Consider the following 15,134-nt stretch of genomic DNA (forward strand, 5'->3'; position numbering starts at 1 on the left):
TATCAAGAAAAACCTATTCAAGATTAATTAAAATTCAATTATCTGAGCTTTTTTCAAATCAGCAAACCATTCACCTATTATATCGTTATGATGCTTAATAATTTGGGATGCCGATAATAATGTAGTGTCATATGTACTATGCCCATCTTCAACAAGAGTAACATCATACCCTAAGCTATATGCACGTCGACACGTCGCATCTATACATATTTCAGACTGAACGCCTGTAATCACAATGTGTTCGATGTCCCTTTTATTCAATTCTTGTTGAAGACTTGTTTCATGAAATGAATCAGGGTGGTTTTTTTCAAGAACGATATCTTCAGATAGTGGAGCTACAGATTCATGAATTGCCCATTCCGGATTTCCATGCTCTAATAAAGATCCTGTTTTCCCATTAAACTTCATGTAAAAAATAGGCGCTTGGACAGTACGAGCTTTATGGATTAACAATTGAATGTTTTTTAATAATTCAATTCCTTTATATAGCATTCTTTCTTCTTTAAATGAACCCACTTGTACATCTATAATAAGCAATGCTGCATAGCCTTTTATCATAAACGACCACCTCACATTTTGATTAAAATCATACAAGTAAAATATGTATAAAATAAGTATCCATTTTTAAAGTATCCAAAATGGATAGAGAATATAAATATGTGGAATCATGAATTTTTTTATCTTCAAGCTAGAAATGAATACATTAATAAAGTTTGTATTGCTTAATGTAGCCTAGAGGTGTTTGAATGTAGTGAATTTCGCACGTACAGTGTTAAGTGGCGCAAAAGATGGAGATAACTTCAAAGTCTTACCTATCGCAACGATGGGGATGAAGAATGACCATAAATAGAACCTGTTGTTTATAACAGGTTCTAATCAGAGTTATAGGCTCAATTACAGGAACTACAGATCTACTGGGGGGTAGTGTAATTCCTGATTAAAATTAAGATATGTTAAAAAATTTTAAATATGATTAATCAAATGATAACTAAACAAAATCGTTATTTTAAAGTGACTCAAAAAAGAGCACAGATATAAATGTGCTCTTAGAGAGGTAGGTTAAGTATCCTATTGGCCATTGTTCAAAGTTAATATATGTACGTTTAACTAAAAAGTGAAAAATAAAAACAGGATAGTTAGAAAAAAGCTAACTGTTTCATTGCAACTTGTAAAAAAGAATGTGGGAGGTTCAAAAAAGAAACTATATATAATTATACAAGTAAAACAGAATTGTACAGCATGAAAAGGAGCACTACATAAGTGAGTGCTCATCGATAAGGAGGTAACTTTTTTAGCTAAACACCCTTCTTAAAGAATATGCTGGAAAAGTGGGAAATAAAACTAAAATATAGTAACTAATGATGTTATGAATAACAATTTATAGGGAGAGGTTTAATGTTGTTATTATTTAAATAATAAAGCAGCTAGCTCAATGAACTAACTGCTTTATTGTCCAACAATAACGATACCCACAATACGTTGTAACTTAAAGTTACAACTATAGTATAAACGGAATTAAAAATATTATGTAAAATTAAAAGTGAGCTAAATAAGGAAACTAAAAAGAGCACTAGGTACAAGTGCTCTTTAAAAGAAGACCCTATGAGTTAATAGCTACATATCCGTAATATATGATGACAAACAAGTTAATATAAAAGAGCATTCAGCAGAAAACTAACTGCTCATTCCTAGAAGAAAAGGAAAAACAAAATTAAAGAAGTCACTGTGAATTCAAGCTGCATCAGCCCATCTATAGCATTGGACATAATGAATAGAAACAATAAGGTCATTAAAACTCACTTATAAAAACGTAAAGGAGGCACTGCTTAAATTGTAGTATCTCCTTTTAAAAAAGTTAAGTTCAGCTTTACTTCTGAAATCAAAACAGATAATAAAGTTGTTTATTTCCTTGTGAAACTAAAGCTACCATATAGTTGAATAATATAAATTGTTTTATTCGAATATATAGTTTTAACATTGACTTTCCGTCCTTATCCAATAACGGAGTAAATTCCCCTGCATATCCACTCAACTAAATAAATGATGAATTCCTATTTCTTTATCTACCATTATTACTCGTGAACACATAATTTAGAATTTTATTCGGAAAAACTCAAAAAGGCAGCTAGAAAAAACTAACTGCTCTAGTAAATACTATGAATACAATGTTTATTCGTATTCAAACTTGGATTACCTATATTGTTAACATGCCCTAAAAATTTATTCAATAAAAGAGCAGTTAGCCCAGTCTAACTGCTCGATGCAGAGGTATTGTATGCCGAGTTATTGATTTTATTCAAGGAATAAAGAAATTGTATTTATTTGAAAAATATAGTTGAAGAATTTTATAGAGAAAATGTAGCAAATTCTATATTACAAGAGATACAAGGTGTAGCTCCAATAGAAGACAGAAGTACGAAGACCTAAACAACTTTCTGAACCAAATTTTAGTAAGGCTTCAACTAATTTAACTGCATTTGAAACAAAACTAAATAGTAAAACCTAATTAAATGTGAAATTCAACTAAAATTTAATTCTACATAAGTAACAAAAGATATTCATGAAAATGGATACTTTCTCTTCTAAAAAGTATCTATTTTATGTCCATGTACAAGTGTAGAAAGACATAAAAGTCTAAACTAAAATCTCACAAATAATTGTTGATAAATAGTAATTACCATATAGCAATAGGATTTGTAAATAATAATCAAACCACATACCTAAAATCTCGAAGATTATACTTTAATGAAAAGAATTCGAGGACTTTTTGCAAAGTACGAAAAATTAGAACGTGAACTTAAAGAAGTTAAATATTGCTTGTTGAAAGCAATATTTGTAGCACATAAGATTAATACGTAAAGCAATTATCTTTATATAATCTTGATATGAATTTTACTTTGTCTTTCTATAAATATGATTTTATCTAAATATAAACAAATTACACTCTCCTTATAAAGCATCGAGGAGAGATAATGATGAATCCATTTAGAAAAACAACCCTGTTTGTATTTACACTATCAGTATTAAATACAAACATTGGTATGTCACATGGTGATATTCCTATATTTACTAAAATACAACCTGCAATACCACAAGAGGAGAATGCAAAATCAGAAGTAGAATATATGAGAAATGAATCAGTAGAATCAGAAAAGGTACTTGAAAAAGAAAATAGGCCCATAGAGCAAGAAAAAGTGATAGTAAGGCCATTGGATGTGCCGCTGATTCTACAAAAACCAGAATTGATGAGAGGTTGTGAAGTAACGAGCCTTGCTATGGTGTTGCAATTTTCAGGTGTACAAGTCGATAAGATGGAACTCGCTGCAAAGATAAAGTCTGTACCATTTCAGGGAAAGGGTATAAAGGGGAATATGCACAAAGGGTTTATTGGGGATATAGCTACATTTGATAAACCTGGACTAGGTGTTTATGTAGAGCCGATTTTAGAATTGGCAAAGGAGTATGTTTCAGAAGAGAAAGTGAAGGATCTAAGTCACAAAGAACCTCAGCAAATATATGAGGCGATAGACAGAGGGCAACCTGTATGGGTATTAACAAATGCCCGTTTTAAACGGTTACCTGATGATGAATTTTATACATGGCGTACAGATGCAGGAGAAATGAAAGTGACATATCACCAGCATAGTGTCGTTGTGACCGATTATGATGAACAATATGTATATATTAACGATCCACTAAAGAAGGACAAACACAGAGCAATTGATCGGAATAGTTTTGAACAAGCCTGGATTCAAATGGGAAGACAAGCGATGACAGTTTCAATGTAAAACGAACGTAGATTGGATGAGAATAGAGATGAAAAAAGTTTTAATAGTTGAAGATGAACAGATTATCCGAGAGACTGTAGCCCATTATTTCTCGCATGATGGATATGAAGTAATTACAGCGGAAGATGGTCAAATTGGGCTAGATTTGTTTGCTGAACAAGAGCATAATATCAGTTTAGTTATTTTGGATATTATGCTCCCATTAATGGATGGATGGTCAGTGTGTAGACGTATTCGAAAGAATTCTAATGTTCCTATTATCCTATTAACGGCACGAAGTGATGAAGATGATACGTTACTTGGATTTGAACTTGGGGCAGACGATTATGTAACAAAACCATTTAAACCGTCTATTTTATTAGCGAGAGCAAAACGTTTGTTCAAAGATACAAATCAACAAGTACAATATCAGGACTGTATTAATTTATGTGGTATTCGCTTAGATAAATCAGCACGTTCTGTTTCAATAGATGGACAAAAAATAGATTTTACACATACAGAATATGAAATTTTACACTCTTTAATGCAACACAAGGAACAAGTACTATCAAGAGAGCAGTTAATCACAAATATTTGGGGATACGATTATGATGGAGATGATAAAACACTAACTGCACATATGCGTAATGTACGATTAAAACTTGGTGAGAAAGCAAAACACATTATTACAGTTGTTCGTACGGGTTATAAATTTGAGGTAGAAAAATGATGAGAAAGAAGATTGTGTTTCAGTTATTTTCTCTTACCTTTTTACTATGTTGCATGATTATCGCAGCTATCTTTTTCGGACAAATGTATGTGATGAAATACTTATATATAGATAAAGAAAAAGAAAATGTTCAGAAGCAATTACAACGGTACTATACATTTTATGAAGCTCATAAACAGGATGAAAATACACTCCAGAGGAAGGAACTCTCGTATGCTAATCAGCAGGGTATTATGATTGCTAGGCTCGATAAAGAAGCCAATATCAAGAAATTACCATCAGGAGATCATTATATAAAAACAGTTGATAAAAATGATTCGAGTCGATCCTCTAAGGTTGTGTTTAATAATTTAATCAATGCAAAGAAAGATATGGATCCTAATTTCAGTATATTAATTACAAGTTTACTCAATAAAACGACTAAACTAGCTATCATGGATACAGTAAGTAAAAGATCGAATAAAGACATAGTGATTCCTACAACATTGAGAATAAAAGGTTATGATGGAAATTTTGTTGCACCTACTTATTATCAGATTGATAAATATATGATGTCTGGTGCTAAAAATGGTATGAAGGTTTTTTCAAAAGAAGAAAGTGAGAAATATTATTTCTTAGAGGGAATTGTAACAGAGATAAATTTCCCAGTTTACTTCAATTCAAAAATGAATAATACATTGTATAGTAATGAGGTGTTTGCAAATCGTATTTTGCAATTTCAATCGGAATGGATCAGCGATAAAGTGAAATTACAAGGAGACGAATGGGTTCAGAATGAAATCAGTATAGATGGAATCAAGTATCTAGAAACGATAAAACCACTCATGCAAAATGGACAAGTAAATGAATTCATTTATACATTGTCTTCGTTACAACCGATTACAAAAGTGACAGATGTAATGAGTGATTATTATATATATTATAGCATTTGTGCTGATTCTATCGCTGGTTGTATGTTTATATTATTCAAGAATTATTACCAAACCATTACTAAAAATTAATGAAGCAACGAAAAAAATAATGCAATTTCAATTTCAAGATAAGCTTTCTATCAAATCAAAAAATGAAATTGGTGAGCTTTCCTCTAATATTAATCAACTCTCAGAAAGAATGGAAGGATATATCAATCAGTTAAAAACAGACTTAGAAAAAGAGAAAAAATTAGAACAGACACGAAAAGATTTCATTGCAGGCGTTTCGCATGAATTAAAAACGCCACTCAGTGTCATGCAAATATCTGCATCTATGCTGCAAGATGGAATCGCGCCTGAAATGAATCAATATTATTGGGAAGCATTAGAAAAAGAAATAGAGAAAATGAATGTGTTAATAGATGAAATGTTGAATTTGGCTAAATATGAATCCGGAACGTACCAAATACAGATGGAGCAGGTTAATATAGGGAATTTAATTCAAAAGGCAGCAAAAGATTTACAAGTTCAAATTAAAGAAAAATCACTACACATCAAATTAAATATAGATAATGTTTGTGTTAAAGGTAAAACACATCTGTTAGAACAGGTCATAACAAACTTGTTTACCAACGCGATTCGCTATACAGATGCGAATCGAACCATTGTGATAGATGTAAACGAGAAACAACATGACGTATATATAGGGTTTGAAAATAAAGGGGCACATATAGCAGAAGAAAACATAGATAAAATATGGGATCAATTCTATAGAGTGGATAAATCAAGAAAAAGAGTATATGGTGGAACGGGTCTTGGACTTTCAATTGTAAAAAATATATTAGATTTACATAATGTAAAGTACGGTGTAACTAATACAAAAGATGGGGTATTGTTCTACTTCCATTTAGAAAAATGGGATACAAAGTAGTAAGATGTAACATTGATATTATAGATTTTACTGTGGTGTTAAAGGCGATTTACATTCATATAAATTATTTTTAAAAAGGTGCGGAGTCAACTGAAATGTACCCTTTAAAATGGACAGTTTAATAAAAAAAAACTGAAAAATCAAGCCCGGAAAAGATGGTTCCGATATTCAATCGGAATCATCTTTTTTAATGTTCACTGATAACGATTATAATTATACCCCTCCATCTATTAATGGTATCTTTAGTAAAGTTGAAGAATATGTAGGCTAAAGCGTCCATAGCGTTGCTTTTTTTGGTTATATAAGGGTAATATCATATAGGAGTAGAGGCCATGCATATTTGCACCAGAACCGGTTAAAATTAAGGTGGTTCAGTTAGAGAAAGGAACTTTATGGTATCATTTTAGCGAGTTTATTTATATTAAACTATATAAATAAGAAGTTGCATAAAGGTAAGTAAATATTATAATTGATTTTGAACCATTTAATCCAACAATAAATGACATAGCGATCAAACTTACTATGGTACTTTTTATACCGTTATTCTTAGCCTTGCTTATCAAAGTCATACTTATGAAATTTATGAGAGAATCGATTGCTGGCAGACTAGCATATCTATCTTGTCTATTTTTTATGTACTATGTATTTAAATTTGTTACAGAGTAGAAAGACATCTTAGGATGTCTTTTCTTTATAAATAACAGTAATGTAGTATTTAAGCCTATACGTTCACACAAGATTACATGTATTTAGTTCTGTATATCAATAAAGTTTTGGAACTTGATTTTCTTATCCAATCAAGTTCCAAAAAACTCTAAACTAAAAACTTATAAAGAATCTTTGATAAATAGCCATTATTATAAATTTTGTAGGTACTTTCATGTCTTAATAACAGGACATGAAAGTCTAAACCTTTTGAACATAGGACAAAAAACTCTTAACTACTTAGCCAGTAATATCTTTAACTTATTTTATTATAATAGATGAAAATAATGATAAAATTATACCTTTTTCCTAATTGCACGTGTGAATATTCTGATACAATAGAATTAAATAAATTTAAAGTTAGGGTGAAACGTAATGTGGGATAGTCATTTCCATGGTACTCCAAGTAAAGTGATAGTTGAAGAGATTTCTTCGGAAAACAATAGTGATAAAACTTTTAAAGTTGGACAAATATATTCACATCCATTATATGTTTATAAGCTAGAAATTTCTAAAATTGAAGCGTATAAAGGTGAAAGTTATAGTTATAGAAATGCTTCTATATTTGTAAAGCCTTGCTTTTTTAATAGGGAAAATGAAATTGTTAAATTAGATGAGTATGAGATGACTACAGAAGAATTGAACGCAGACAAATGGTGGATTGAATCAGAAAAATAGAGGTGAGAATACTATGATTAATTTACTTATAAATACAGGTCTTTCTAAAAAGCTGTTAAGTGAATGGCATCCTATCAAGAATGGTCACTTGAATCCTGAAGATATTACATATGGAAGTTACGAATATATTTGGTGGGAGTGCTCTGAGGGACATGTTTGGGGATCAACTCCTAATGATAGGCTGAAAGTTGAAGATGAGCTTTGTCCAAAGTGTATGAAGAAAAAGCAGCAGCTAGATAAATTAAACAATGTTAATAAAATAGAAGCTAAATCACTTAGATGTATTGATCCAGATTTATCTAAGCAATGGAATTTCAAAAGAAATGCAGATGTAACACCTGATAATGAGATGATTGATGAAGAGAATTGGAATGTTAGATGGTGGATATGTGGTAAGGGTCATGAGTGGAAGGAGTCTGTTAGAAGTAGACTTCATGATAAAACTGTGTGTCCATACTGTTCAAATAAGAAAGTTTGCAAAGACAACTCATTAGCAACAATGTATCCAGAGATAGCAAAGGAGTTTTGTATCTTTGACACATGTTATCGGCAGAAATTCCGAAATCCATATGAGGCAATTTATACTTCAAATGAAGAAGTAATGTGGGTTTGTAAAGAAGGTCATATGTGGAGAGAAAAAATAAATTTAAGAGTGAAAAATGGTAAGGGATGTAGAACTTGTGAAAAGTATCAACAGTCAATTGCTCTTCATAACCCAGAAATAGCAAAAGAATGGCATCCTACAAAGAATAAAGAAGTATATGGTGTAACAACACCAGAGGAGACATCTACCAGATGTAACGAAAGAGCATGGTGGATTTGTGGTAAGTGTGGACATGAATATAAAGCAATGGTCAAAGCTAGACATGAAGGGGCTGCAAAATGTCCGTCATGTTATCCTCCAGAACCAAGGGTAAGAAAAAAGAAAAGAGAAGCTTTATTTCAAACTTATAATAAGATGGAAGATAATAGGGTTATCTTTGAGAAGAATTTAAGAGGAAAATTTAAAGATAGTGAAGGATAGCTTGAAATCTTTTTTCAAATTTGTGCTGGGAAGCTAAAAAACTAAAAAAGTGTCCTTTTTGCTTTTTTAGTTTTTTACATTTTATTTTGTGGAAATGAATTTAAATAAAAGCACCTATAAATCTCTAAGGTGCTTATTTTACTATATCTAGACCTTGCTATTTTGTGTAGCAAGGTCTTTTATTATATGTTCTATTTATAAAGTGAATTTAGTACGATAGAACATTTTCAATACTCCTAGAAATCATAGCAGTGCTTTTTTGTTATAAAGGATAATATTATATAGGAGTAGAAGCCATGCATATGACAAAAAAGAACAATTTCGGTAGGAATCCTGATTGTTCCCTGAAATGCGTCTTATATTTGCAAAAGAACCGGTTAAAATTAAGATTGTTCAGTTGGAGGAAGGAACCTTATGGTATCTTTTTAGCGAGTTTATTTGTATAATTTTATTCTTTAAATAGAACGATAAGAGAAAGGTAAGTGAATATTATAATTAATTTCGAACCATTTAATCCAATAATGAATGACATAGCGATCAAACTTGCTATGGTACTATTTATACCGTTATTCTTAGCATTGCTTGTCAAAGTCATACTTATGAAATTTATGAGAGAATCCGTTGCTGGCAGGCTAGCCTATCTATCTTGTCTATTTTTTATGTACTATGTATTTAAATTTGTTACAGAATAGATAGGCATCTTAGGATGCCTTTTTTATAAATAAAAGTAACGTAGTATTTAAACATATACGTTCACACAAGATCACATGTATTTAGTTCTGTAAATCTATAAAACTTTAGTTTGGATTTTCTTGGCCCAAGCTAGTCCCAAAAATGAGAGTTTAGAGTTTCATGCCTTTGTACAGTACATTAAGTGTAGAAAGACATAAAAGTCTAAACTAAAATCTCATGAGCAATCGCTGATAAATAGCCATTATCATAAATTTTGTAGGTACTTTCATGTCTCAATAACGGGACATGAAAGTCTAAACTTTTTGAACATAGGACAAGAAACTCTAAACTACTTAGCCAGTAATGTTCGAGGACTTTTTTTGCAAAGTACGAAAGATTAGAACGCGAACTTAAAGAAGTTATTTCAGAAGAAGATAAGAACACATCTTGGCTATATTCATGACATGAAGACTTCATTGAAGAAATGAAAAGTATAAATGAATTAGTTTCTGTATTAAAACAAGCTCTTTAATTTTTGTTTATCTTTGTAACAAAGATAAACAAAAATTAATATTAAAATAATATGATTTTAAAATTTATGTAATGTTTCCTGCTTATTATTAGAGCAGGGGGTGTTAATATGACTGTAAGCTTGTTTTTTGTTAAACTTATTTCTGCAATTGTAGCATCTGCATGCGTAGTACCTGCTATTAATCGTATCTTTAGTAAAATAGATGAATATGTAGGCTAAAGCATCCGTAGCGGTGCTTTTTTGTTATATTGGGTAATATCATATAGGAGTAGAAGTCATGCATATGATAAAAAAGAACAATTTCGGTAGGAATTCCTGATTGTTTCTTGTAATGTGTCCTATATTTGCACCAGAACAGGTTAAAATTAAGATGGTTCAGTTGGAGAAAGGAACCTTATTGTATCTTTTTAGTGATTTTATTCATATAATTATATTATATGAATAAAATAATTTAAGAAAGGTAAGTGAATACTATAATTAATTTTGAACCATTTAATCCAACAATAAATGACCTAGCGATCAAACTTGCTATGGTACTGTTTATACCGTTATTCTTAGCATTGCTTGTCAAAGTCATACTTATGAAATTTATGAGAGAATCGATTGCTGGCAGACTAGCATCTCTATCTTGTCTATTTTTTATGTACTATGTATTTAAATATGTTACAGAGTAGAAAGGCATCTTAGGATGTCTTTTCTTTATAAATAAAAGTAATGTTGCTATGTTCTAAATTTTGTTTAGTTCCTGTTTTACAGGATCTTTTTTATATAACTATAGGAGCATTTTAGTAGTCAAAGAATTTTACAATAATTACATTGAATTTATTAAATAAAGTATAGGGAATTATTGCAATTTATTTTAAGGAGAGAAAATAATTGGACCTATATAATGCAATAGATATAGGGAATACAGTAAATATATATCTTTGTGAAATTAAAAATGTGAAGTGTTTAAAAAACAGATGAAAAAATTAGAGAATATGTAAATTTTGATATATTTTCTTTTGAATAGTAGGGTATAGGAAATTCTCTTGTAATGTACTTTATAAGCCCAATAATGGCATTTGATCCTAATGAAGGATACTGTGTAAAAAAGAATTGGAAATTTTTTTTGTATTTCCTATTAAAGTAAAAATAAAGGTGAGACAATAGCATTAAATAAAAGTTGAGGTGATTTCATGAAGAAAATATATTTTCATCCGGAAAGAGATAAAATAGATAATATCCCTGTATTCACAAATCATTACCAGTATCAGGCAATTAGTTATTTTTTACGTGTTATAGAAGCACTTGATCCTCAATTTGTGGAAGATTTAAATAAGATTGTACCAATTTATACGACAGCTGAGCGATTACACAAAGCATTAGATAATTCTAATGGTAGTATTGTAGATATGAGTGATTGGGCAGTGCTTGAAAAAGCAAATACTCAATGTAATTCCCACCTTCTAGAATTAAGAGATGCAATTATTGATTGGGCTCAAAAATATAATTTAGTGGATAATTCATTAAATAAGAAAACGTTTTTAGAAATTGGACTTTGGGCTATACCTAGCAAACGAAATCACCCTGCAGAAATAGAGAAAAAAAAGAAATTTTATACCCAAATTGGTAGAGAGCTACCACAATATATTATAAATTGGTCTATAACTGATTCAATTTATATAGAGGATGAAGAAGAGTTAGACGAAAAAAAAATTAAAGACAAAGTTTTCACTGGAGATGAATTTCCTTTTGTTTTTACTCCAAACTCAGAAAATATGAATCAGTATAACATTACAGGGCTTCCCATTGAAGCACATAGCTATGAAAACATTTATACCAACTATGAATTTGATTTATTTGAGGCCTTTAATGGAAGAAAAGAAAATATACAAGGATATACATTAGGGTATGCATGGGATCCTAGAGATGAACCATGGAGTGAATTTGAAAAAAAATTAGATATCGCTTTTAGACAGTATAAAGACTTATATAAGAACCGTACTGAGTCTTATATAAAAAATTTAGGATATATAGAAGGAAAAGAAAAAAGAAATAAAGAACATTTTGAATGGCTTGTACGTTTTCAAATTCAGGGATGGACCATAAAAGAAATTGCTGACTATTATAGTGAAGAAGAAAAAGTATTAGGTGAAGATACAATTAAGAAAGCCCTACATTGTACATCAAATATTATTGGTATTACATTAAGGTAATCTGAGAAGTTGTATAGTTATTTTTAATATTTCCCCATGTTAATAAAAAGGAACACATATCAGCTATATAATATGTGTTCCTTTTTACTGTATATGTAATGCACAATTATATTTCTATTATTTTCACGTACTCTAGTGTAAATGCAATTACATTTTTTTATTATATATCATAGATGATATAATTATGCTAATGGCTTACCTCTAACTGCTTTAGTAAATCAAAGTGATAGGATGGGTAGAATGAATGTAATTACAGATGACCTATTAGAGATATATAAGAAAATTGAAAAAGCGCAGAAAAGATATGGAGACTTGAAAAAGTGTGAAATCCATTTGCATACCCCAGCTTCGTATGATTACCGTCTAGTTCCTGATAAGTCGTTTAAACAACTAACAGAAAAAGAGGTAATCAATATAGCAAAAGATTATGGTTATTTTACTGAGATTCAGCAACAGAAAATGCTTTCTCTCGTTAATGAAGGTGAATATAAAGGACAGGAGTATCTTGATGCTTTATCTCATCAAAAAGTACCTTATGATAGCTTAAAAGAATACATAGCTTATATGTTGATTGCCCACCAACTATACTCACACAAAATTGAGGTTGTAGTAATATCGGATCATAATACCATTAGTGGTTATTATAAACTCCAGTATGCTCTTAATAAATACTTTATAGAGCGGCTAAAAGGAAAAGTATTAAATCAAAAAAGCATACATTTATTCTTAGGTGTAGAAATATCCTGTGCTGATAAAAATCATGTAGTTGGTATATTTGATGAAGCAAATTATAAAAATGTAATGAATTTTTTAGAACGCTTTGTAATTACAGAAAAGGATGGAACTTGTGATCATAGTCTAACAATAATTCGAGCTATAGCAGATATTGGTGGATTACCTTATATAGCACACATAAACAGTTCAGATTATATTGGAACAAATATCTATAAAAAAAGTTTATTTTCATCAGATATTCTAAAAGTGTTAGGTTTGACTAACATAAGTGTTAAAGGGAAAGTATTAAACTCAGTTAGAAATTATGTAAAAAAGAAAGAATTTTGTTTTCTTCATGAAAGTGATGCTCATGATTTAGACAGTATCGGGATAAACAATACTTGGATAAAATTCAATAGTTTTACTTTTGGAGCGTTAAGGCAAGCGATTAGTAATTATAGTTTCTGTGTTTTTACTACCAAGCCCAATTTTACAGATAAATATATAAAAGGAATATGTATCGATCCTGGAGATGATGGTTATTTATGTGGAGCTCAAGGAAAACAAGATAAGTTTGATAAGAATATGTTCAACTTAGATTTTTCTAGGGATTTAAACTGTATCATAGGCGGAAGAGGTACTGGAAAAAGCACCTTATTGAATATTATCGAAACGGTTTTTACCATGGAAACTACAAATAGAGATCAGTTAGAATTTCTTTCTCAGCACAAGAGAATTTATATTGTATTTTCTTTAAAAGGAAAGGAATATATAATTCGTTTCCTTCCGCAACGAGATAGCGGCAAAAGTTACACTGGTAAACATGTTTTTCATAAGAATGCTTTTATAGGTGATATGCTTCAAGATGATAAAATAAAACTTGCTAACCACTGGATGGAGTTATTTGAAATCGAGAAGAAGAGAGAAGATACATTTGTTGTATCCTTAGTTACTATTCAAAACCGTCGTGAAATTTTAAAAAAAGTTTACAGAAAAGGGTATTCGATTAATAATATCATTCATCGAATAGATCAAGGGGAAATTGGTGATTTTGTACGAGAGACAGTTTTCAATGGAATAAAACTTGAATTTAAAGAGTTTTTAAATCAACTAAAAAAGGAAAACAAAAATAAATACAAAAAATATTTTAGAGAAAATTTGAACAATTTGATTAGAAGTCTGGATTCACAAAAAGCACAAGTTAGAACTGTTATTGATGGATTTAATAAAGAAAATAAAGATTTAATAAAAATTGAACTTTCCCCTAAACAAGGACGGTTAGATTACTTTCTTGGAGATTTGTTGCTTCGTATCAATCAAAATAAACATATAGCTAAAACCTTTTTAACATGGGGAGAAGTGGAAAGATATTTATATGAAATTGTAGATCGTATAGGATTCTTAGAGTTTTTCAATTTATTAGTAACCGATAAGTATAAGGAACTAGAAAAAATAGTTTCAATCTTGAACTTTACAAAAAACGCTAGTAGTTCTATAACTGATGTTGATAAAGGTTTTGAAACAATTACCGAACGTAATTTACCGACAGTTTATAGGGAAATTAAAAATGAATTACTTAAGGATAAGGACCTCTTATTATCTGCACTAAATAAATATTTTGCAATCATTGACGATTACACGCTTTTCTTTAACATTAACTCAAAAGAGTCAATCCATGCTGAAAAAGTATTTATGAAAAACATAGAATACCTGTCCTTGGGGCAAAAGGTGGTTGCAATACTAACATTTATATTGAATTATGGTACATATTGTGGTGATAATAGTCCCTTAATTATTGATCAGCCTGAAGATAATTTAGATAATCAATATATATATAAGAATTTAGTATCTAGTTTGCGACAAGTAAAAAATGAAAGACAAGTTATTGTAGTCACTCATAGCTCAACAATTGTAACTAATGCTGATGCGGAACAAGTAATTGTACTAAAATCAGATAACAAGCATGGATGGATTGAGAATAGAGGATATCCAAGTGATAAGATAGTCATGAAGTACATTGTTCAATATCTGGAGGGTGGGGAAGAATCATTTAAACATAAAATGGATGCATATTCTACTATATTATTGGGTGTTTAAATTTATCTCATATATACAATTATAAAACAAAAAGAACTTGTAGGGATCACTACAAGTTCTTTTTGTAATAATAAAAGTAAGAGTAAAACAGCGTATTTTAACAGGTACAACAAAAAAACTTAGAGATTGATTTGACAATTTCATTATATAACAAAAATTAGCATCCATAGATTTG

The 15,134-nt window shown here is 30.2% G+C and carries 9 protein-coding genes and 1 pseudogene; 9 read left to right on the top strand and 1 reads right to left on the bottom strand.

The features are described 5' to 3' along the window. Positions 1-27: 27 nt before the first annotated feature. Positions 28-558 carry a cysteine hydrolase family protein gene (locus QCI73_RS28680; protein ID WP_000589748.1) on the bottom strand — a complete coding sequence of 177 codons (531 nt, stop codon included), beginning with the start codon at positions 556-558 and terminating at the stop codon, positions 28-30. A 2,414-nt stretch (positions 559-2,972) separates the two neighbouring features. On the opposite strand from QCI73_RS28680, the gene QCI73_RS28685 reads away from it, so the two are divergent. The 9 genes and pseudogenes from QCI73_RS28685 (at position 2,973) to QCI73_RS28725 (ending at position 14,959) form a co-directional block, all read left to right on the top strand. After that, entirely contained in the window at positions 2,973-3,788 is an 816-nt protein-coding gene (locus QCI73_RS28685; protein ID WP_001997354.1) for a C39 family peptidase, read from the top strand. Positions 3,789-3,816: 28 nt separating this feature from the next. Beyond that, positions 3,817-4,497 (top strand): response regulator transcription factor, encoded by a 681-nt coding sequence (locus QCI73_RS28690; RefSeq protein WP_000756749.1) that lies wholly within the window; start codon positions 3,817-3,819, stop codon positions 4,495-4,497. Beyond that, a pseudogene (locus QCI73_RS28695) lies at positions 4,497-6,339 on the top strand (sensor histidine kinase). Before QCI73_RS28690 ends, QCI73_RS28695 begins: the two are co-directional and overlap by 1 nt. Before the next feature lie 1,080 nt (positions 6,340-7,419). Further along, positions 7,420-7,722, top strand: coding sequence for a hypothetical protein (locus tag QCI73_RS28700; protein ID WP_000263523.1), 303 nt, complete (start codon positions 7,420-7,422; stop codon positions 7,720-7,722). A 13-nt stretch (positions 7,723-7,735) separates the two neighbouring features. After that, positions 7,736-8,746 (top strand): zinc-ribbon domain-containing protein, encoded by a 1,011-nt coding sequence (locus tag QCI73_RS28705; protein WP_000609152.1) that lies wholly within the window; start codon positions 7,736-7,738, stop codon positions 8,744-8,746. Between the two features lie 482 nt (positions 8,747-9,228). Further along, a complete protein-coding gene (locus QCI73_RS28710) occupies positions 9,229-9,438 on the top strand; it encodes a hypothetical protein (protein ID WP_001021329.1) in 210 nt (69 codons plus the stop codon). 976 nt (positions 9,439-10,414) lie between these two features. After that, positions 10,415-10,624 carry a hypothetical protein gene (locus tag QCI73_RS28715; RefSeq protein ID WP_080015052.1) on the top strand — a complete coding sequence of 70 codons (210 nt, stop codon included), beginning with the start codon at positions 10,415-10,417 and terminating at the stop codon, positions 10,622-10,624. 504 nt (positions 10,625-11,128) lie between these two features. Next, on the top strand, positions 11,129-12,148 hold the full coding sequence (locus tag QCI73_RS28720) for a hypothetical protein (RefSeq protein ID WP_000725498.1): 1,020 nt from the start codon (positions 11,129-11,131) through the stop codon (positions 12,146-12,148). A 240-nt stretch (positions 12,149-12,388) separates the two neighbouring features. After that, positions 12,389-14,959, top strand: a complete 2,571-nt coding sequence (locus QCI73_RS28725) for a Spaf_1101 family AAA-like ATPase (protein ID WP_001100989.1) — start codon at positions 12,389-12,391, stop codon at positions 14,957-14,959. The last annotated feature ends 175 nt before the right edge of the window (positions 14,960-15,134 follow it).

This window comes from Bacillus cereus group sp. MG16 (assembly GCF_040459875.1).
GTDB classification, from domain to species: Bacteria; Bacillota; Bacilli; order Bacillales; family Bacillaceae_G; genus Bacillus_A; species Bacillus_A paranthracis.